Origin of the sequence: Pararhizobium sp., from assembly GCF_035497515.1 — a bacterium.
Classification (GTDB): Bacteria; Pseudomonadota; Alphaproteobacteria; order Rhizobiales; family Rhizobiaceae; genus Pararhizobium.
This window is the reverse complement of the sequence record NZ_DATJDJ010000184.1, coordinates 20,974-41,767: the sequence shown is the minus strand read 5'-3', so window position 1 is coordinate 41,767 and position 20,794 is coordinate 20,974. Positions and strand designations below refer to the sequence as shown.

The window sequence follows — 20,794 nt, the reverse complement described above, 5'->3', positions numbered from 1 at the left end:
TGCGTCTGGTCGGATAAAGCAAAACGGCCGCTGAGCGATCAGCGGCCGTTTCAATTTCAGCAATCCGGCGTCAAAACCGGTGGCAGCAATCAGGCGTTCAGACCGCTGCCCCACGGGCCGTGATGCGAATCGGCGCCATCGACGCGGTCGAAGCCATGCGCACCGAAGAAGTCACGCTGCGCCTGGATGACATTGGCGGTGCCGCGAGCGCGGCGGTAGCTGTCGAAATAGCCGAGTGCGGAAGCCAGCGCCGGAGCCGGCAGGCCACCGAGGGCAGCGGCGGAGACGACGCGGCGCAGAGCGTCATCGGTTTCCTTGACCATCGCGGAAAACGCCGGTGTGACGATCAGGTTGGCGACGTTCGGGTCCTTGGTGAAGGCCGTGGTGATTTCATCGAGGAAGACCGAGCGGATGATGCAGCCAGCGCGCCAGATCCGGGCGATGGTCGGCATCGGCAGATTCCAGTTGAACTCGCGCGAAGCCTGCGCCATGACAGCGAAGCCCTGCGCATAGGCGCCGATCTTGGCGGCCAGCAGCGCGCTTTCCAGATCCTTGAGGAAAGCGGCCTTGTCGGCAACCTTGAACTCGCCGACCTCAGGCAGGCCGAGGACCTTTTCGGCAGCTTCGCGCTCGCCCTTGACCGAGGAGATGCTGCGGGCGGCAACGGCAGCCTCGATGGCGGTCGCCGGAATGCCCATGTTCTGGGCCTCGATGACGGACCACTTGCCGGTGCCCTTCTGGCCGGCCTTGTCCAGGATGAGATCGACGATCGGCTTGCCGGTGATCGGATCGGCGGCCTTCAGGACCTTCTCGGTGATCTCGATCAGGTAGGAATTCAGGCGTCCCTTGTTCCATGCGCCAAAAACGTCACCGATTTCGGTGGCGCTCATCTTCAGACCGTCGCGCAGGATGCCGTAGATTTCAGCGATCATCTGCATGTCGGCATATTCGATACCGTTGTGGATGGTCTTGACGAAGTGGCCGGCGCCGTTTTCGCCGAGCCAGGCAACGCACGGATCGTCGTTATACTTGGCCGCGATCGAGGTCAGGACCTTTTCGACGCGCTTCCAGGATTCTTCCTTGCCGCCGACCATGATCGACGGGCCGTGGCGGGCGCCTTCTTCACCGCCGGACACGCCCATGCCGATAAAGGTCAGGCCGCTGTCCTTGAGATTGTCGAAACGGCGCATCGTGTCGCGGAAATTGGCGTTGCCGGCATCGATCATGATGTCGTTCTTCTCCAGATAGGGCTTCAGAAGCTCCATCTGCTGATCGACCGGTTCACCGGCCTTGATCATGATGATGATCGGCCGCGGCGGGCGGATGGCAGCGACGAATTCCTCGATGGTTTCGCACGGAATGATCTGGCCCTGGAGTTCGCCGGCTTCGGCGTAGAACTTCCGGGTCGCTTCCACCGTGCGGTTGAAAACTGCGATCCTGTTGCCTTTTTCGGCAATATTGAGCGCCAGATTCGATCCCATAACGCCAAGACCGATAAGGCCGATTTCCGCCTGTGCCACGTATGTGCCTCCGTTAGACGGTGAAGCGGCCAGTGTCCGGCTGGACATGCGCAACAACTCCACCAGATTGAGATGCGCAGGGCAACGGTTCCGGCAATCCACACCAGAACGCGCCCTGCGAATTCTGACGGAGTTTTGGCATTCAAATCGATTAACGACAAGTGATTGTTGTTAAAAGTGAGACTTTTCCGAGCGAGCCAGTGACAACGCGGCGCGTCAAATATGACGCGCGAAGTCGCAGTAACACCTCAAATATGCTGCATAATTTTATCCTTAAATCGATTCCGATCTAAGGAGTTATGCAGTAGCTTCCAAAGCACAGGCAGGCACAAGCAGGGAGGGAAGGCAGGACCATGACAGTGATGAAATCCAGGATCGTCCATATCAGCATCGAGAGAAGCTGGCGCGACGTCTATGCCTTTGCAGCCAAGCCCGAAAACATGCCGCTCTGGGCATCCGGATTGAGTTCCGGACTGGAGCCTGATGGCACCGACTGGATCACCAGCGGACCGCTCGGCAATGCCCGCGTCACGTTCACGCCGCCAAACGATTTCGGCGTGCTCGATCACCTCGTCACGATGGAGTCGGGGTTGAAGGTTCACAATGCGCTGCGGGTGGTTCCGAACGGCGACGGCGCGGAGGTCATGTTCACCCTGCTGAAATTGCCGGATATGAACGACGAGCGGTTTGCCTCCGACGCCGAATGGGTGAAGAAGGACCTCCAAGCACTGAAGACCATTCTGGAAGAATAGGAGAGACCGATGGGCCAGAAGGGTATTGACCGGCAGATCGACAATATCGAATTCGCCGTCAGCGACATCGCACGTTCGCGCGCATTCTACGGTTCGGCCTTCGGTTGGTCGTTCACCGATTATGGTCCGGACTATTGCGAGTTCACCGACGGAAGACTGACCGGCGGATTGACGACGGGAACGCCGAAGCCCGGAGGCCCGCTTGTCATTCTCTACGCGGACGATCTCGTCGCGACTCAGGCGCGGCTGGAAGCGTCCGGCGCCCGTATCGTCGTCGAGACGTTCTCTTTCCCAGGCGGGCGGCGATTCCAGTTTCTCGATCCCGATGGCTACGAACTGGCGGTCTGGTCGGACAAGTAGAACAGGCAAGGATGTGCGTGGGCAACCGCCCTCGCCTTTCGAATGAAATATGTGGATGTCAGGCTGCGATCGAGCGACGGCGATCGGCGATTTCCTGCAGGATCAGGATCGCGCCGATGATCTTGCCAGTGCTCGACATGCACGGCGTCATGCGGCAGCGCACCACGAGGATGCGGTTATCGACGTCCTTGGAGAAGGTGTATTCGACCGTCTCACCGGCAAAGCATTTGTCCAGATTGGGCTTCACGCGCTGCTCGAAACGCTGGATCCCGACAAACTCGACAATATGGCGGCCAACGAGATCCATCGGCCGTTCGTCGAGCCGCGCCGCATTCACCGGATTGGTGTAAAGGTAACGGTAGTCCGGCGTAATGACGGCGATGCGATCCGGCATGCAATCGAGGATGGCCTCGTTGAGGAAACCTTCGTCGACACGTCCCCGATGGACGGTCATCGGCGCGGCAGGTTGCTGCCATTTTTCGCCGAGGATATTGCCATTTTCACCGGCGAAATAGCGATCGGACAGAGATTGCAGCACGCCTTGCTGCCGCAATACGCTGGACACGTCGTCCGCTTCCTTGCGCAAGAGATCCAGTACGAACTGGAACTGCAGGCGCGCATCGGCGACGCAAGATGCCTCGTCGTGATAAATGGCGCTCAGAACCGGTTCAATATCGCGGTCGAGAATGGAAATCAGCAGATCGTCGCCGGATTTGACCGCATATTGCAGTTGCGAATACTTGAACCAAAAAAGGTCTATCAATGCCTTCAATTGCTTAATCCCACTCCCCCCGCAGCCAGTATTGCTCCTGAGTAGAACGAGCAGCTGCAAATCCCGGCGCGGCCGGATCTAAATCGATTGACCGGCGCCTGTCCCTATTCCCGAAGCACTTGCAACCCTTGTCATGCAAGGTCGAGTTTACACTCTATAAAATGCCGTTCAACAGTCAGACTGCGACCTTAAACGTTTCCGTTAAAATAATTGCCGGCCCAAGTGAGAAAATATAACAGTTTCGAAACATTCTCGCGCCTCCGCGAGGAGGGCAGCGATTCAACCACAGTCTGTACGATATTTTACACTAAAAACTATTTACACGCGAATATCATCGCTGATTCCTGAATGGAACAGTTGCGATGTCGCGACGGCATGGAGATGAGAAGGGTCTAATCCTGCAGGCTTTTCTTGATCGCCCAGCGGTCATGGTACCAGAGCCACTGGCCCGGATATTCCCGCACCCAGCTTTCCACCTTGTCGTTGAGCAACTGTGCCGTGGCGTTGACGTCAACGGCGCCGTCGGGCTTGCGGGGGATCTCGATGGCCGGCTCGAGCTCCAGGCGAAACCGACCATCCGGCAGGCGGATCGAGCGGGCCGGATAAACCTCGCAATTGAACTGACGCACCAGCTTGGCCAGGAGCGGATTGGTGCGGACGTCGCGGTTGAAGAACTTGGTCGTCAGCCCCTTGCGGAACTTCTGGTCGACCAGGACGCCGACGCCGCCGCCGCGCTCCAGCTTGCGAGCGAGCGTGAAGGACGAACCGGCATGCGACGGCACGAGATTGCCCATGCGTTGCTTGCGGAAATTGAAAACCTTGTCGGCCACGTAGGGATTGTTCGGCGGACGGAACAGTACTGTGACGTCGAGCCCGAAGGCATTGCTGGCGACCGGCAGCAGCTCGAAATTGCCGGTATGGGCGGTAAAGACGATGAACGGCCGCGGATTGTCGCGCAATTCCAGGAACAGCGGGATGCCGGACACCTCGATACGGCCCGGCTTCGGATCGGTCGGATCGAAATCGAAGATTTCGTCGAGGAAAACATATTCGGCGGCAAGCCGACCGATGCTGCCCCAGCTTTCGAGCGCGATCGCCTGAATCTCTGCCTCGCCCTTTTCAGGAAAGGCGTTTCGCAGGTTGGTAAGCGTCAGCTTGTGGCGGTGCTTCAGCTTCGGCCCGAGCCAGCGCGTGAAGCGTTCGGAAAACTCGATTGCCGCATTGGCGGGAAACAGCTTCAGCGTGCCGAGCAGCAGGAAGACGAATTGCGCGATCGACCACTGGCGGAAATGCTCCACCGCCAGAACCAGTCGTGTGATCAGCATGCGCACGATCGTCAGTCCATTCGCAGGATGATTTTGCCGAAGACCTGGCGAGTTTCCATCCGCTCCAGCGCCTTGTCGATCTCATCGAAGCCGACTTCGGTGTCGATGACCGGATAGACGAGACCGCGCGCCATCTTCTGCATGGCATCGGCCATGTTTTCCATGCGGCAGCCGAAGGAACCGAGCAGCTTCAACTGCTGCTGGAACAGCATCATCAGATTCATTTCGGTCGAGACACCCGAGGTCGAGCCGCAGGTGACCAGACGGCCGCCGCGCTTCAGGACGAACATGGAAGCCGCCCAGGTATCCTTGCCGACATGTTCGAAGACGACATCGACGCCCTTCTTCTTGGTGAGCTTGCGCGTCACGCCCTCGAATCGGTCCTTGCGGTAGTTGATGACGTGATCGGCGCCAAGCGCCTTGGCCTTCTCTATCTTGTCGTCCGACCCGACGGTGGTAATGACCGTGCAGCCGATCTTCTTGGCGAGCTGGATCGCCGCCGAGCCGATACCGGAGCCGCCAGCGTGAATGAGGATGGTTTCGCCGGGCTCGAGCTTGGCGTTATCGAACAGCATGTGCTCGACGGTTCCGAAGGTGACGGGTGCCACGGCTGCGCCAATCGCGTCTACGCCCGGAGGCGCCGGAACCAGCAGGCGGGCCGGAAGATTGACCTTCTCCTGGGCAAAACCGTCGAGATGGAAGCCATGCACGCCGCCGACATGTTCGCAGAGATTGTCGCGGCTTTCCCGGCACGGACGGCAAAGGCCGCAGGTGCGGGCGCCATAGATCGAGACCAGTTGACCCGGCAGGACATTGGAGACGCCGGGACCGATCTGGTCGACCACGCCGGAGGCTTCGGCACCGATGACCAGCGGCATCTTGCGCTTGGCAAAGGCCATGCCGCGCCAGCCCCAGACGTCGATATGGTTGAGCGCAACCGCCTTGACGCGCAGCGTGACCTCTCCCGGACCCGGTGCATCGGGCTCCGGGAGGTCGGTAATTTCCAGCTTGCGGTCGTCGACCAGTTGCAAAGCGCGCATGATATAAGTCCTTGAGCCCGAGGGCGTCTGTCGTCGAAAAGGATCGTTGTCGGATTAGGCCGGTTCCGCCGCCATGACAAGGCTGGCGTTCTGACCGCCGAAGCCGAAGGAGTTCGACAGGACGGCATTGACCTGCGCATCCCGCTTCACGTTTGGCACGACATCGAGAACGATCGACGGATCCGGGTTCTGGTAGTTGATCGTCGGCGGCAGCGTGCCGGTGAGGATCGTCTGCAGCGAGAATACGGCTTCCACCGCGCCGGCCGCCGTCAGCGTATGGCCGATCATCGACTTGTTCGAGGACACCGGAATACCTGCAAGAGCCTCGCCGAAGACGGCCGACATGGCGCCGAACTCCATCTTGTCGTTTTCCGGCGTCGGGGTGCCGTGGGCGTTGATATAGCCGATGCCGGCCTCATCGATGCCCGCATCGGCGAGTGCCGCGCGGATCGTCGCGATCGCCGGTCCACCGTCGGGCGACGAGCGGGTGCGGTGGAACGAATCCGCCTTCTCGCCACAGCCCTTGAGGATGCCGTAGATCCGGGCGCCACGGGCAATCGCCGCTTCCAGCGATTCAAGCACCAGTGTTGCCGCACCCTCGGCGATGACGAAACCGTCGCGATCCTTGGAGAAGGGCTTCGAGGCCTTTTCCGGCGGATCATTCTGGGTCGATAGGGCAGAGAGCAGCGCAAAGCGGATCAGCGCTTCGGCACCGACGGAACCGTCGGTCGCCACGGTAAGCGCACGATCGGTGCGTCCTTGGCGGATCGCCTCGACACCAAGCTGGATCGCCGTCGCCCCGGAGGCGCAGGCGGTCGACAGCGTCACCGGCAGGCCACGCGTTCCAAATCGGTCGGACAGGCGCTCGGAAATGGCGCCGAACAGCGATGCTTCATGGAAATCGGCATCGGCGCGGTCGCGCATGGCCGCGAGAAAACGGTTATAGGCGTCGCCTGGCTTTTCGGACGGTTTTGCGCGGTCGGCCAGTTCGAAACGGGCGCTCCATTCCGGCTCGATCGGCGGTGCGGCCAGAAACAGCGGACCATTGAAATCACCGGATATTCCCGCTTGGGCCAAGGCTTCGGCGGTCGTTTCGCGGGCAAAAGCATAGGAGCGCTCAACCGCGTTCTGGACGGGCAGTTCGATAAAATCGACGGTACCGCTGATCTTGGTCGACAGACCCTCGGTCGGAAATCGGGTGATCTTGTGAATGCCGGAAACGCCTGAAGTCAGCGCCTTCCAGTTGTCCTGTACGCCCTGTCCGAGCGAAGTGATGACGCCCATGCCGGTGACGGCGATCAACGGGCGGCCGAGATGATCCTTGTAAGCATTGCTCATGGCTGCCGCTCCTTATTCTTCGGCCGAAAGAACGGCAATACCTTCGCCGCGCGCATGGCCGATCGTCGTGACGACGGCGGTCCTGGCCGGGATCCTCATTTTCGTTTCAGCCGGATCGAATGGCGGAACGATGGCGCCAGCACCCAGCGATAGTGCCGCGAAGGCGAGACCGAGCGGAAAATGTGCCTCCAGGCCATGGCCTGCGAGCCCGCCATAGGCACGAATGGCGGCCTTCGGGAACTGCGCATCGAGAAAGGCTTTTTCGCGGGCAGCGAGATCATGGAAGCCGGTCGTGCCGCAAAACACGATCGTCGCATCCGGATCGGCATCAGCCGCAGGCTTGGAAAGATATTGCAGGCGCTGCTCCAGCCGGTCGCCGTCACGGCTGCCGCGGTCGCCACCGATCTCGTCGATCGTTGCATAGATGCGGGCGCCGCGGGCCTCGGCATGTTCACGGGATTCCAGCATCAGAAACGCCCCGACGGAACCGAGGATCATGCCGCCGCCGTCTTCCGGCTTGCGCGACCAGATTGGATGATAGCCGCCCAGCGCATGGCCCTGGATCGCCTCGATCAGCAGGATCATGTCGAGACGTTCGGCCGAAAATGCGCCGCCGACCAGCGTATGGGTCGACTGCCCGGCCTTGATGCGGGCGAAGGCGGTTTCGATCGCCGAGATCCCGGCCCCCTCTTCGCCCATGAAGGTCCGCGACGAACCGGTCACCTTGTGGACGATGGAAATATTGCCGGCGAGAAGATTGGAAAGCTGCGCCAGGAACAGCGTCGGGCGCAGCTCCGTCGTCAGCTTTTCATTGAGCAGTTGCTCGCGGTCATTGCGCTTCAGCGCCTCATCGACGATCAGCGAATCGACATTGATATCGCGCTCGCCGCCACCGGCCGCGACGATCATGTCCATGCTGCCGCAGGCCTCGAGATTGTCCTTGAAACCGGCATCGTCAAGCGCCAGTCCGGCACTGAAGACACCGAGACGCTGCCAGTTTTCCATCTGCCGCTGGTCGCCGCGCTTCGGGATCTGCTGCGACCAGTCGATTTCCGGGAGCGGATGGATCGGATAGGGCGCGAAACGCTCGGTTTCGACGCTTGCAACCGGCGACTGGGCAGCTGTCAGCAGGGACGTATGCACATCCGTGCCGACACCCTGGTTGGTGACGATGCCGACACCGGTGATTACAACGTCATTGGCAGCTTTCACCATCGTCACTCTCCCGTCGCGGTCGACAGCGCAAGCGCCGCCATCAACCCCACCTCTTCCGCACGCTTCCTGACGATCGGCCCGAGCGGCACCTGATCGAACGGCATGGTGCGCAGCTTCAATTGAGCGTCGCAGACCTTCTTGCCCGCGGATGTGATCTTCGCCTTGACCACCGCAAAGCCTGAACCGTCATGTTCAAGAAAGGCCTCGATGTCGAGGACCGCTTCCGGCTCGACGAAGGTGCGCATCTTGGCGCTATCCACGGACATCAGGAACGGCATGGCGGCAAAATCCGTGGCGGCCAATACAAGGAAGCCGCAGGCCTGCGCCATCGTCTCGATCAGAAGCACGCCGGGCACCAGCGGATAACCAGGAAAATGTCCCTCGAAGACAGGGCTGTTGGCGGGAACGACCGAGCGCGCCTTAAGCGTCTTGGCGGCGAGATCGACCGTCTCGACCCGATCGATCATCTGGAAATATTCAAGGAGCATCAGGAGCAATCCAGCTTGGCCCGGAGCGCGGCGCGCGACAGCGCCAGAAATGCTCCGGATTTCAAATCATGCGATCCCGCCTCAATTCGCCCGGTTCGAAACCGGCCGGCGGCGTGATCATGCGACCGTCAAGTAAAAACGCAAATGCCGCCTGTCAAGCGCAGACCACGCGACAGGCGGCATTGGTGTCGTGCATGCACGTGTTCCCGCGGGATAAACGCGGGGAAATCGTCAGCCCTTGGCGGCTTTCAGTTCGTCGATCTTGGCGCAGAGATTCTTCAGGACGAAATATTCTTCCGTCGAAACCTTGCCTTCGTTGACTTCCTGGGTCCACTGCTCGAGCGGGATCTTGATGCCGAATTCCTTGTCGATCGCAAAGACGATGTCGAGGAAATCAAGGCTGTCTATGCCAAGATCGTCGATGGTGTGGCTTTCCGGCGTAATCGTCTCACGGTCGATTTCGCTCGTTTCCGCAATGATGTCGGCAACCTTGTCGAATGTAGCTGTCACGCGCGTACCTCTTTCGAATACATGTTTTGGCGAACCTATAGGTAAATGCGGCTGAAAAGCCAATGGCCTTGACAGCAAGAGTTGCATTTAGCGGCAGCGGTGTTGCGCAAACATCAAACGAACCGCACACACCGTCTCTCAAAGCGCCGTCGCGGCACTCGATCATTTCGATTGCGGACCGTTCGGCAAGATCGTCGTCGAGTTCAACCGGTACTTATGCGATCATCGAGGCCGGCATTGTCAGCCGACCTCAATGATTATTCCAAGTCGGCGGAGCGATAAGTCGTCACCGGGCTCAGCGGGTGACGACGATCTTGGTGTTCTTCAAACCATATTGGCTGGCAAGCGAGAAGAATTCGGCGGCATTGTCCGGATGCAGGCGAATGCAGCCGTGGGATGCCGGCCGGCCAAGGCGCTTGAGGTCGAACGTCGCATGCACGGCGTAGCCGCCGTTGAAGAAGACCGCATAGGGCATCGGCGCGTTGTCATACTTGCGCGAGCGGTGGTTGCGCGACAGCCATTTGGCGCTCCAGCTGCCCTGTGGCGTGACATACCCCCTGCGCGCCGTCGATACCTTCCAGCGGTATCTGACGAAGCCGTTCTGCGATACCGTCATGGTTTGAGAAGAAAGGCTTACTTTGGCAATAAGATTGGTGGCAAAGGCAGAAGGCGCGTTAAATTGCATGAACAACAAGGCCACAAAGGCCACAAAGGCCACGAAGATTTTACGCATAAAAGTCCTCTCCGAATTTATTCACCTTTTTACTGGTGTTCCAACACGACACAGACCTTACATTCATTGCAATGACAGACGTTTAAGACAAATGGAAAATTCGGCCTAAACCAAAACCGGAGGATTTTTCCGTTCACAGTAACGATTTTATACAATACTGACGATCGCCCCTATAAAAACCGCCAATGCAACGAGCGCCGTACACGCGCCGTAGAATATCGAAACACCCGTTTCGACATCGCCGACGGTTGCGCGCGCGCGTCCCGATCCGTTGATCATCGGCTCCGCCACCAGCGCGCCCGCATAGATCCGCGGGCCGGCAAGCTGGATATCAAGTGCACCCGCCATCGCTGCTTCCGGCCAGCCGGAATTGGGCGAACGATGCAGGCCATTGTCCCGAAGTGCGATGGCGAGCGCGCTGCGGGCAGCACTCAAGCCGCTCTTCAAGGCCGCGCCGGCGGCGATGAGCAGGATCGACAGGCGGGCGGCGGGAATATTGGCAAGATCGTCGAGGCGGGCCGAGGCCCAGCCGAAATAGAAATATTTCGGGCTCTTGTGGCCGATCATCGAATCAGCCGTGTTCAGCATCTTGTAGGCCAGCAGGCCCGGCAGGCCGAGTACGGCATACCAGAAGGCGGGTGCCACGACGCCATCGGAAAAATTCTCCGCCAGGCTCTCGATTGCCGCGCGGCAGACCGCTGGCTCGTCCAGCGTTTCCGGATCACGACCGACAATCATCGAGACGGCCTTGCGCCCGCCCTCCAGGCCGCCGGTACGCAGGCCCATCGCGACGCGCGAGACATGATCGGCAAGGCTCTTCTGCGCCAGGAAGACCGCGACCAGCAAGACCTCCAGCAGCCAGCCAAAAAGGCCGAGTTGCGACAGGAGGCGGTGGATCAGCCAGCCGCAGATCAGGCTCCAGAGCAAAAGGACAGCAATGGTCAGCACACCGCCAATCCGCAACACGTCGTTTTCGACGCGCTTGCGGTTGAAGGTCCGGTCGAACCAGCCGATCATCGACCCGAACAAGACCACCGGATGCGGCACGCGCTGCCACAGCCATTCGGGATCGCCGACAAGCCTGTCGAGGACAAGCGCTGCGGTCAGCACGGCAAGGATTTCGGTCGACATGGAAGGTCCGTTCAGGCGTGGTCGGCGAGACGCAGGGCGTCTTCCAACCGTGTATCGCCTGCGGCATCGGGCGCAAGCCCAATCCGCAGCCATGTCGGCGCATAGCTGAATTTTCGTGTGAGAACATGCGCGCGGCAGAGCTGTTCGTGCAGTCGCCCGGCTTTCGGATGGTCGACCAGCGAGAACAATGGGGTGCCACCTACAATGTCCAGCCCCGCCTTTCGCAGGACCGCATCGAGACCAGCCTTGCGCTCGAGGATGGCGGTCCGTACCGGCGCGGTATCGCCCTCCATCAATGCACGGGATATGACCAGCGCCGGACCCGAGACAGACCAGGGGCCCAGCCATTCGGCAAGACGCGACAACACGGTGTCCGCGGCGATCACGAAGCCGAGCCGCAGGCCCGCCAGTCCGAAGAACTTGCCGAAGGATCGGAACACGATGAGATTGTCGTGTTCGACGGCCACCGGTACGATGCTGAGACCCGGCTGCGTGTCGCCGAAAGCTTCGTCGACGAGGAGAAGGCCACCGTTCTTTTCGAGCCGCTCCGCGAGCGCCGACAATTCCGATGGCGGATAGGCGCGGCCAGTCGGGTTGTTGGGGTTCACGACAACGGCAAGTCCGTGATCCGGCGTCAGCTGGTCGGGACTGGAAATCTCGTCCACGGCATATCCGGCCACGGAAAACACGCGGGCATATTCGCCATAGGTCGGCGCGAGGATCGCGATCCGCCGTCCCGGCGCGACGAGGCGCGGCAAGAGCTGGATGACGGATTGCGTGCCGGGAACAGGCAAAGGTTGGCCCGGGCCGCAGCGATAGTAGCGCGCCGCCGCCTGCCGTGCCGCATCGACCAGATGCCGATCCGGCAGTCTATGCCAGGCACTGGTCGGGATATCCGGCAGGGCGACCGGATTGGGATTGATGCCCGTCGACAGGTCCAGCCAATCCGCCGGATGGCCACCGAAGAGCGCGGCCGCCTCTGTCACGCCGCCACCATGCACGATCGGCCTGCTCATGACGGTTGCGCCCTGTCGATGACATGCATGAACGATCCGGCCACGCGATCGCGTCTCAGGCCCGCAAGCCCGAGCGCCGTACCGGCAGCATCCGTCGTCTCGAACAGCCGGTCGGCATCGCCTTCGAAGAGGATCGAGGCATAGTGAAATTCATGCGCCATCAGCGGACCATCGAAAAAGCTGGTATCGACCGGCTTCACCCGCCGATAGCCCAGATGCCGCTTGCGTTCGGCGAAACTGGTGCTGAGCGGCAGCAAGCCGAGCATGGCGTAGCGTTTGCCATCCGCTGCGACAAGTCCCTCCCCGAGAGTCATGTAGCCGCCGCATTCGCCAAAAATCCGCGCACCGCGATCCCTGGCGGAGATCATGCCGGCCCGAAAACGGCCAGCTTCGGCGAGTTGTGCGGCGTGAAGCTCGGGATAGCCGCCCGGCAGATAGACCGCATCGGTGTCGCCAGCCGGCGCCTCATCGGCCAGCGGCGAGAAAAACGCCAGTTCCGCGCCTGCCCGGCGCCATCCGGACGTCAGGTGTTCGTAGGTGAAGGCGAAGGCGGTGTCGCTGGCAATGGCGATCCTCTGGCCGAGCGGTTTCAGCGGCGCGGCATCCGCCACGGCTATCCGCGGTGCTTTCGATCGCGCTGCCGCCAGGATCCGGTCGAGGTCGCACCCCGCCTCGACATGGGTAGCCGCCGTTTCGATGAAGAGATCGAGTTCCGCATGTTCGCCCGCCTGGACGAGGCCGAGATGCCGTTCGGGAAGCTTCAGGGTGGCGTTCTGGCGCAGGACGCCAAAGACCGGCATGCCGATCGCCTCCAGTGCAGCGCGCAACATCACCTCGTGCCGGTCGCTGCCGACCTTGTTGAGGATGACGCCGGAGACATGGACATCGTCGCGATGCCCCGCATAGCCGCGCACCAGTGCGGCGACCGATTGTGCCATGCGGCCGCAATCGATTACCAGAACGACGTTCAAACCCAGCAAGGCCGCAAGATCGGCCGGCGAGCCTTGCCCGTCGATCGCCGCATCGTAAAGACCCATCATCGCTTCGACGATCAGAGCCTCGCCATTGGCGGTGGCAGCCATGGCATTGGCGTGCAACAGGTCGGGGCGCATGCCCCAGGGGTCGTAATTCAGGCAGGCTTTGCCGCTGGCCGCCGTGTGAAAGGCCGGGTCGATGTAATCGGGACCGGCCTTGCCCGGCGAAAGCGCCACGCCACGGTTGCGCAACGCCCGCAGCAGACCGAGGGTGACAGTCGTCTTGCCGGAACCGGAGGATGGAGCAGCGATCAGCAGCCCGCTCATGCCGGGTCCTTGAAGGCACGGTTCAACAGTGGATCGGCCTCAAGCGTGCGCCCCTGGAGCGCCCCCAGCCAGTCGAGCGCCGGCCGCAGCCGCACGACCTCGCCGACAACGACGATCGCCGGCGGCTCGAGCCCGAATGCCATCACATCTGCTTCCGCCTGCTCCAGCGTCGTTTCCAGAACTGTCTGATCCGGCGTCGCGGCATTGCAGACGAAGGCGACGGGTTCGTTGGGTGAGCGGCCGGCGGAGATCAGATTGGCGGTAATCTGGCCGATATGCTTCATCGCCATATACATGACAATGACGGGCGAACCCTTTGCGATCCCCTCCCAATGGATGCGATCCGGCACCACGCCGGACGAATCGTGGCCGGTGAGGAACGTCACCACATGATTGACCTCGCGATGGGTCACCGGAATTCCGGCATAGGCAAGGCCGCCGATGCCGGCGGTGATGCCAGGCACGATGCGGAAGGGAATACCGTGTTCGACCAGCGTCAGAGCCTCCTCGCCGCCGCGACCGAAGACGAACGGATCGCCGCCTTTCAGCCGCAGCACCCGCTTGCCTTGCCGCGCCAGTTCGACGAGACGCAGCGAAATGTCGCGCTGCTTCGGCGACGGTTTTCCGCCGCGCTTTCCGGCAAATTCCAGCACGGCACCGGTCTTCACCATCGTCAGGCACTCGGCATTGACCAGGGCATCATGAACGATGACATCGGCCTGCCGCAGAGCGTTGACGGCATGCAGCGTCAACAGGCCCGGATCGCCCGGACCGGCCCCGACCAGCCAGACGGAACCCGGCTCCAGATTCGGCAAGCCCGAAAACAGCTTGTCCATCAGGCCAAAACCTCCGCCGCAACAGGTGATATTGGTCGACCCCTTGAATCGAAACGTAAAGCCCCGGAATCAATCACCGAGGATAACGCCGTAAGCTCCTGATTCGATTCGGAAAAACAGCCGGCGATGGCCGCTGTCGCATGCGCCGACTTCGCCTTTGGGACGACGAGATCACCCACCTCGCCCGCACCGACCAATGCCGCCGCTTCCGCCACGCCGTGGCAACCGGTCAGCGCGAAAACACGATCCGACGGCGTCTCCAGCCGTGGCGTCGCATCTTCCAGAACGGCGGCAGGAAATCCTTTCAAAGGGACGGCGAAATGTGCCGCGGCAGCAAGGATGGCAGGCTCGGAAAGGCGCACATCAAGGGTGGCAACACAGATCAGCGCGCGGCGATCGATGCCGGCCAAAAGCAGAGCCTGCTCCGCGAGAGCAATGACCTCATCGGCGCACGCGCCGCGTTCGCAGCCCAATCCCAACACGAAGGCCCCCGATGCCTGCTGATCGCCGTTGTCCAGATGGTTCACGAAACGGACCTCCCATGCCGCATGCTGAGGATGCGCCGGGGCCTTCGAACGCCGAAGCGTCGAAGCGGTCTGGACAGCACCGGATGAAGCCCCCTGACTGGGTCGGCCGCACCGGACGCTCTTTCAGCCCACCGAGGCGGGCGCCGTCGCACATGCAGTCTTTTTACCGGAGCCTGCATGAGCGGTCAAACCGGATTGCGCCATCTTGCATGCGACCAACGGCATAAGGGGGGATTCGGGACCGATATTGCCAACAACACAACAGCCGGACACGAGAATTGATCGTCTCGAGCGAAAGAAAGTCCCCACTCACCGCCTCCGGCTTTGCAATCCGCAGCAAGCTCTGACAAACAACTACCGGTTCCCCCGGCGTTTCGCCCTTCTTCCGAGTCTCATCTTGCACGATCTTGCCCCCCAGATCTTCGCCCTGCTGTTCCTCGCCGCTTTCTTCGCCGGCTTCATCGATTCCATCGCCGGTGGCGGCGGCATGATCACGGTGCCGGCCATGTTGCTCGCTGGCATTCCGCCGCTGGAGACCCTCGGCACCAACAAGCTCCAGTCGCTGTTCGGCTCCGGCTCGGCAAGCCTCGCCTATGCGCGCAAGGGTCATGTCAACCTGCGGGAACAATTGCCGATGGCGGTCATGTCGGCACTGGGGGCCGCCTTGGGAGCGTTGCTTGCCACGATCGTGCCCGGCGACGTGCTGAAGGCCGTCCTGCCCTTCATGCTTGTCGGCATCGCGCTTTACTTCGCGCTCAAGCCCAGCGTCGGCGATGTCGACCGGGCGCAAAGGATGACACCATTCCTGTTTTCGCTGACGATCGTGCCATTGATCGGCTTTTATGACGGCGTGTTCGGTCCCGGCACCGGCTCGTTCTTCATGATGGCGTTTATCGCGCTCGCCGGTTTTGGTGTGTTGAAAGCAACCGCCCACACGAAATTCCTCAATTTCGGTTCGAATATCGGCGCCTTTGTCGTGTTCCTGCTGTACGGCGTAGTGCTCTGGAAAGTCGGCTTGCTGATGGGCGCCGGACAGTTCGCTGGTGCGCAGGTCGGCTCGCGCTTCGCCATGAAGAACGGCGCCAAGATCATCAAGCCGCTTCTGGTCGTCACCTGCATCGCGCTGGCAATCAAGCTGCTTTCCGATCCCACCCACCCGCTTCGGCTCTGGCTCGGCATGTAAAAGCCGCAATCCCCTAAAACCGGATGTAAATTTTCGGGATCATTGCCGGCATGGCGGAATTCCGGACCGGTCGCCATCGATCGGCATTCCGGCCTCGCTCCTGCCATTGGCAAGATAGCGTGATACCGTAAGGCGATATCACGGCACGGGCCTCAATATTCGACGCCGACCTGTGCCTTGATGCCGGAGCGGAAAGGATGCTTGATCAGTTCCATCTCGGTGACGAGATCGGCCGCCTCGATCAGTTCTTCCTTGGCGTTGCGGCCCGTCAGCACGACATGGGTCATGTGCGGCTTTTCTTCCTTGAGGAAGCGTACGACTTCGGCAACGTCGATATAATCATAACGCAGCGCGATGTTGATCTCGTCGAGCAGGACCATGGAGTTGCGCTCGTCGCGGATCAGTTCCTTGGCCTTCTCCCAGGCCTTTTCAGCCATGGCGATATCGCGCGAACGGTCCTGCGTCTCCCACGTAAAGCCTTCGCCCAGCGTATAGAACTGGCAGACATCGCCAAAATGCTTTTCGATCAGGTCCCGCTCGCCGGTTTCCCAGGCGCCCTTGATGAACTGGACCACGGCCGACGGCATGCCGTGGGCGATATGGCGAAAGATCATGCCGAAACCGGCCGTCGACTTGCCCTTGCCCTTGCCGGTATTGACGATGATCAGGCCCTTCTGGTCCGTTTTCGTCGCCATGATCTTTTCGCGCGCGGTCTTCTTCTTCGCCATCTTCATGGCATGGCGAGCCTCGTCATTGACCGGGCCGGTTTCCGTTGCCTGTGTTTCGTCTTCGCTCATCGTATGTCTCCTTGAAATTTCGAATGTTTCCGTGTCGCGATACCGGTCTATTCCGCCGCCGCCGAAAAGCGCTGAAGCTCGAACCGGGCCGAGTTGGAGCGCGGCGACCAGAAGCCGCGATCGATCGCCTCCATCAGCTTGTCGGTCATTTCTCGCAGCGCCGCCGGGTTTTTCTCCTCCATGAACCGGCGCACGCGCTCGTCCAGCACATAGGCCTGATAGACGGCCTCGAAATGATGATCGCGCACTGCGCCGGTCGTCGCCGCGAAGGCGAACATGTAATCGACCGTCGCTGCCATCTCGAAAGCACCCTTGTAACCGTGGCGCATGACACCCTCGATCCATTTCGGATTGACGACGCGGCCGCGCACGATCCGGCCGATCTCCTCTTCGAGCGAGCGGATCACCGGTTTTTCAGGGCGGGAGTGATCATTGTGATAGATCGCCGGACGCGTACCTGTGGCCTGTTCGACGGCAAGGCTCATACCACCCTCGAACTGGTAATAGTCGTCGCTGTCGAGCAGGTCGTGCTCGCGGTTGTCCTGGTTCTGGACGACGGCCTCGACAGTCTTCAACCGCGCTTCCAAGAGGCCGCGCTCGGCCGTGCCATCCTCGCCCGCGCCATAGGCATAGCTTCCCCAGGTGAGATAGGCCTCGGCAAGATCGGCCCGGTTTTCCCAGCCCTTCTCGTCGATCAGCGCCTGCAGGCCGGCACCATAGGCACCCGGCTTGGCGCCAAAGACGCGGTATGAGGCCCGCCGCTGCGCATCCTTCACATCGATACCGGCAGCCACCAGTCGCGCCGCCTCCGCCCGCATCCGGGCGGCGATCATGTTGTCGGCATCGTCCTCATCGAGTGCGCCGATCGCGCGGATCGCCGCGTCGAACAAAGCGATCTGCTCGGGAAACGCATCACGAAAGAACCCGGAAATGCGCAGCGTGACATCGACGCGCGGACGCCCGAGCACGGCGAGCGGCACGATTTCGTATCCGGTCACCCGGCGCGACATCATATCCCAGACCGGCTTCGTGCCGATCAGCGCCATCGCCTGTGCAATGTCGTCGCCGCCGGTGCGCATGTTCGAGGTGCCCCAGGCCGTCAGTCCAAAGGATGTCGGCCAGTCGCCGTGATCCTGCAGGTAGCGCCGGATCAGCAGTTCGGCCGATTTCTTGCCGAGTTCGAAAGCGGCCGGCGTCGGCACCGCGCGGCTGTCGACGGAATAGAAATTGCGGCCCGTGGGCAAGACATCCGGCCGCCCCCGCGTCGGCGCCCCGGACGGCCCGGGAGCGACAAAACGTCCGTCGAGGCCGGTCATCAGGGCAGCAATCTCCGCAGGACCGGATTGGGTGATCGACGGCTTGAGGCGGGTTTCGACCTCATGCAGGACTGCGCGCGTCGCGTCCCAGCCCTCAGGGCACGGCAGATCGCCGCAAACCAGCCTGCCCGCCAGCAGTTCGATCCGCTCGACGGCATCGCCCGCCGTCCGCCACGGTGCGTCTGTAAGGTCGGCAAGGACGGCAGGCTTGGGGCCGGTCCATGGGTCGGAGGGGACGCAATCGAGCGGGTCGAAGGAGCGTTCCAGGTTGTTTTCCCCCCTTGTGGGCGAGACGTCGGCCCGGCCGACAGCAAGCCCTAGCCCCCCATCTGCCGCGATCGCCCGCTGCAGGCTCTGATCACCGCCCTCGCCCTGCCCGCGCGGAACACGCGCAAGAGCGACCGTCAGGTCCGTCAGCAGGCGGCCTTCCGGCGCCACGCCGAACACATGCAGGCCGTCGCGGATCTGCAGTTCCTTCAGGTCGCAGAGATAGGCATCGAGTTTTTCCAGCGCCTTGTCCTCGCCGTCGGTTCCGGCAATGCCGGCATCATGGTCGAGGCCGATGTCGCGGACGAGTTCGAGGATCTGCTTGCTGAGCAGCCGCAATCGCCTGGGATCGCCGCCGGCGGCATCATAATATTCGTCGACCAGTGCCTCCAGGTCCTTGAGCGGACCGTAGGATTCGGCGCGCGTCAGCGGTGGCGTCAGGTGATCGATGATCACGGCGCTGGTGCGGCGCTTGGCCTGTGTCCCTTCGCCGGGATCATTGACGATGAAGGGGTAGAGATGCGGCATGGCGCCGAAAACGGCTTCCGGGTAACAGGTCTGCGACAATGCCAGCGACTTGCCCGGCAGCCATTCCAGATTGCCGTGCTTGCCCATGTGGATGATCGCATGCGCGCCGAACTCCTGGCGCAGAAAGGCGTAGAAGGCGAGATAACCGTGCGGCGGCACGAGATCCGGAGAATGATAGGTTTCCTTCGGATCGATATTATATCCGCGCGCCGGCTGGATGCCGACCAGTGTTTCGCCAAAGCGTGTCAGCGGCAGCGCGAAATGACCGTCGCGGAAAAACGGATCGCTTTCAGGCAGGCCCCAGCGCTTGGTGACCTGATTCTGAATCTGAACCGGAAGAGACGCGAGGAAGTCCTTGTATCGACTCAGGGAAAACGTCTCGCGTGTCTCGCAATCGCTGCGCGCCGAATTGGTCGGGCCTGCCATCAAATATGAAATAAGCGCATCGCCATCGACTGGAATGCCATCGACGACATAGCCGTTCGCCGCCATGGCATTCATGACTTCGACCGTGCCGGCCGGCGTGTCGAGACCGACGCCATTGCCGAGCCGCCCGTCGCGGTTCGGGTAGTTTGCCATGACGATCGCGACGCGACGGTCACGCGGCATCGTCCGGCGCAACCGCGCCCAGTTGGCGGCGAGTTTCGCGGTGAACGCGACGCGATCCGGCAGAGGCTCGTGACCGACGATATTCGCCTCGACCGCCGTGTCGTATACGGCGGCCGCCTTGAAGGACACGGCACGCGACAGGATACGGCCATCGACTTCCGGCAGCGCCACGTTCATCGCCAGATCGCGGGCCATGAGGCCCTGCGGCGACGCTTCCCAGGCAGCTCGCGACGATCCGGAGAAGATCACCTGCAGCACTGGCGCATCGGTGATTTCCAGCACGGTCGGTTGGCGATCGGCGCCAGGCGCCGAGACCGCAAAGCTCGTCGCATTCATCACGACATCAGGCGGAACCTCGCCGAAAACGGCTTCCAGCGTGCCGATCGACACGGCATCCTTAAGGCTGGAAACAAACACCGGCAAAACGGTCATGCCTTCAGATGCCAGCGCCTCGATGAGGGCTTCGACCGGTTTCGTTTCGCCGCTCTGCACAAGGGCCCGGTAGAAGCAGAGGGCAACGGTCGGCCTGTTGTTCGCGGAACCTTTACCCCCCTCCGTCAGGGCAGAGGGGGGGAAGGCGTCGGCGCGTGACAGGCCAACCGTCTTCCTCCAAATATCCACTCCGATCACGCCCTGCCCCGGCCACCAGATACCCGCCTTCATCAGGGGGGCCGCCTGTTCCGGCTTTTCCGTGCCATCGACCAGCGCCTCGCCATAGGCCAGCAGTCGACCCATGTTGTCGGCCCCGCCCTCGGTGAAATAGGCCCACATCTGATTGCGGTCTTCGGCGGACACGGTCGAGAATGGTTCAAGTCCCGGATCCGGTTTGTCGTAGCCCGGCAGTACGGCGATCTGGAATCTGTGCGTCACGGCCGCCGCGTGCAGCGCTTCCAGCACATATTGGAAATAGCTGGCGCCGCCGAGCGCACGCACGATGATCAGCTTGGCATGGCGCCCGGTGCGCTCGACATAGGTATCCACCGACATCGGATGCTTGAGCGTCAGCAGGCTCGCCACGCGCAGGCTCATGCCGCCCCGCGTCCGATGCGCTGACGCGATCGACGACAATTCGGTGTCAGCGGCCGACAGGAACAGGATATCGGCCGGCGACTGACCAAGATCGATCGCCTCCTCGCCATCCGTGATCGTGCCCTTCTGGGCTAGAAGAAGATGCATGAAGACCTCCGTGCAAGGGAATAAGACCCCTCGCCAACCCCTCCCCACAAGCGG

Annotated in this window: 19 protein-coding genes; 3 read left to right on the top strand and 16 right to left on the bottom strand. The window is 61.6% G+C overall.

Translation table 11 applies throughout. The features are described 5' to 3' along the window. Nucleotides 1-89: 89 nt before the first annotated feature. The gene (gene gndA, locus VL202_RS19995; protein ID WP_325465833.1) at nucleotides 90-1,520 is read right to left on the bottom strand and encodes an NADP-dependent phosphogluconate dehydrogenase; all 1,431 of its coding nucleotides are present in this window, start codon (nucleotides 1,518-1,520) and stop codon (nucleotides 90-92) included. 353 nt (nucleotides 1,521-1,873) lie between these two features. Between gndA and VL202_RS19990 the strand changes: the two genes are divergently transcribed. Then, complete coding sequence (locus VL202_RS19990) at nucleotides 1,874-2,272, top strand: SRPBCC family protein (RefSeq protein ID WP_325465832.1); 399 nt, start codon at nucleotides 1,874-1,876, stop codon at nucleotides 2,270-2,272. Between the two features lie 9 nt (nucleotides 2,273-2,281). Next, nucleotides 2,282-2,632, top strand: a complete 351-nt coding sequence (locus VL202_RS19985; RefSeq protein WP_325465831.1) for a VOC family protein — start codon at nucleotides 2,282-2,284, stop codon at nucleotides 2,630-2,632. Nucleotides 2,633-2,690: 58 nt separating this feature from the next. On the opposite strand, the gene VL202_RS19980 is transcribed toward VL202_RS19985, so the two are convergent. From VL202_RS19980 to VL202_RS19920, 13 genes are all read right to left on the bottom strand, one after another. Next, nucleotides 2,691-3,404, bottom strand: coding sequence for a PAS domain-containing protein (locus tag VL202_RS19980; RefSeq protein ID WP_325465830.1), 714 nt, complete (start codon nucleotides 3,402-3,404; stop codon nucleotides 2,691-2,693). Between the two features lie 392 nt (nucleotides 3,405-3,796). After that, entirely contained in the window at nucleotides 3,797-4,729 is a 933-nt protein-coding gene (locus tag VL202_RS19975) for a lipid A biosynthesis lauroyl acyltransferase (protein WP_325465829.1), read from the bottom strand. Between the two features lie 11 nt (nucleotides 4,730-4,740). Further along, on the bottom strand, nucleotides 4,741-5,769 hold the full coding sequence (locus VL202_RS19970; RefSeq protein WP_325465828.1) for a zinc-binding dehydrogenase: 1,029 nt from the start codon (nucleotides 5,767-5,769) through the stop codon (nucleotides 4,741-4,743). Nucleotides 5,770-5,823: 54 nt separating this feature from the next. After that, the gene (locus VL202_RS19965; protein ID WP_325465827.1) at nucleotides 5,824-7,107 is read right to left on the bottom strand and encodes a beta-ketoacyl-ACP synthase; all 1,284 of its coding nucleotides are present in this window, start codon (nucleotides 7,105-7,107) and stop codon (nucleotides 5,824-5,826) included. A 12-nt stretch (nucleotides 7,108-7,119) separates the two neighbouring features. Continuing rightward, nucleotides 7,120-8,322: a beta-ketoacyl-ACP synthase gene (locus tag VL202_RS19960; RefSeq protein ID WP_325465826.1), complete on the bottom strand. Its 1,203-nt coding sequence runs from the start codon at nucleotides 8,320-8,322 to the stop codon at nucleotides 7,120-7,122. Between the two features lie 2 nt (nucleotides 8,323-8,324). Then, complete coding sequence (locus VL202_RS19955) at nucleotides 8,325-8,810, bottom strand: 3-hydroxyacyl-ACP dehydratase FabZ family protein (protein WP_325465825.1); 486 nt, start codon at nucleotides 8,808-8,810, stop codon at nucleotides 8,325-8,327. A 231-nt stretch (nucleotides 8,811-9,041) separates the two neighbouring features. Then, nucleotides 9,042-9,320 (bottom strand): acyl carrier protein, encoded by a 279-nt coding sequence (locus VL202_RS19950; protein ID WP_007760287.1) that lies wholly within the window; start codon nucleotides 9,318-9,320, stop codon nucleotides 9,042-9,044. 295 nt (nucleotides 9,321-9,615) lie between these two features. Further along, on the bottom strand, nucleotides 9,616-10,053 hold the full coding sequence (locus tag VL202_RS19945; RefSeq protein WP_325465824.1) for a L,D-transpeptidase: 438 nt from the start codon (nucleotides 10,051-10,053) through the stop codon (nucleotides 9,616-9,618). 147 nt (nucleotides 10,054-10,200) lie between these two features. Further along, a complete protein-coding gene (gene cbiB / locus VL202_RS19940; protein ID WP_325465823.1) occupies nucleotides 10,201-11,184 on the bottom strand; it encodes an adenosylcobinamide-phosphate synthase CbiB in 984 nt (327 codons plus the stop codon). A gap of 11 nt (nucleotides 11,185-11,195) precedes the next feature. Next, nucleotides 11,196-12,200: a threonine-phosphate decarboxylase CobD gene (gene cobD, locus VL202_RS19935; RefSeq protein ID WP_325465822.1), complete on the bottom strand. Its 1,005-nt coding sequence runs from the start codon at nucleotides 12,198-12,200 to the stop codon at nucleotides 11,196-11,198. Next, nucleotides 12,197-13,501: a cobyrinate a,c-diamide synthase gene (locus VL202_RS19930; RefSeq protein WP_325465821.1), complete on the bottom strand. Its 1,305-nt coding sequence runs from the start codon at nucleotides 13,499-13,501 to the stop codon at nucleotides 12,197-12,199. The genes cobD and VL202_RS19930 overlap by 4 nt, the downstream gene beginning before the upstream one ends. Then, entirely contained in the window at nucleotides 13,498-14,337 is an 840-nt protein-coding gene (gene cobA / locus VL202_RS19925) for a uroporphyrinogen-III C-methyltransferase (protein WP_325465820.1), read from the bottom strand. Before cobA ends, VL202_RS19930 begins: the two co-directional genes overlap by 4 nt. Continuing rightward, complete coding sequence (locus VL202_RS19920; RefSeq protein WP_325465819.1) at nucleotides 14,337-14,864, bottom strand: cobalamin biosynthesis protein; 528 nt, start codon at nucleotides 14,862-14,864, stop codon at nucleotides 14,337-14,339. The genes cobA and VL202_RS19920 overlap by 1 nt, the downstream gene beginning before the upstream one ends. 397 nt (nucleotides 14,865-15,261) lie before the next feature. Here VL202_RS19920 and VL202_RS19915 point away from each other — a divergent pair, with 397 nt between their 5' ends. After that, nucleotides 15,262-16,047, top strand: a complete 786-nt coding sequence (locus tag VL202_RS19915) for a TSUP family transporter (protein ID WP_325465818.1) — start codon at nucleotides 15,262-15,264, stop codon at nucleotides 16,045-16,047. 152 nt (nucleotides 16,048-16,199) lie between these two features. Here the strand turns inward: VL202_RS19915 and cobO are convergent, their stop codons facing one another. Continuing rightward, a complete protein-coding gene (gene cobO, locus VL202_RS19910; protein WP_325465817.1) occupies nucleotides 16,200-16,844 on the bottom strand; it encodes a cob(I)yrinic acid a,c-diamide adenosyltransferase in 645 nt (214 codons plus the stop codon). A 47-nt stretch (nucleotides 16,845-16,891) separates the two neighbouring features. Continuing rightward, on the bottom strand, nucleotides 16,892-20,740 hold the full coding sequence (gene cobN / locus VL202_RS19905) for a cobaltochelatase subunit CobN (RefSeq protein ID WP_325465816.1): 3,849 nt from the start codon (nucleotides 20,738-20,740) through the stop codon (nucleotides 16,892-16,894). Nucleotides 20,741-20,794: the final 54 nt, after the last annotated feature.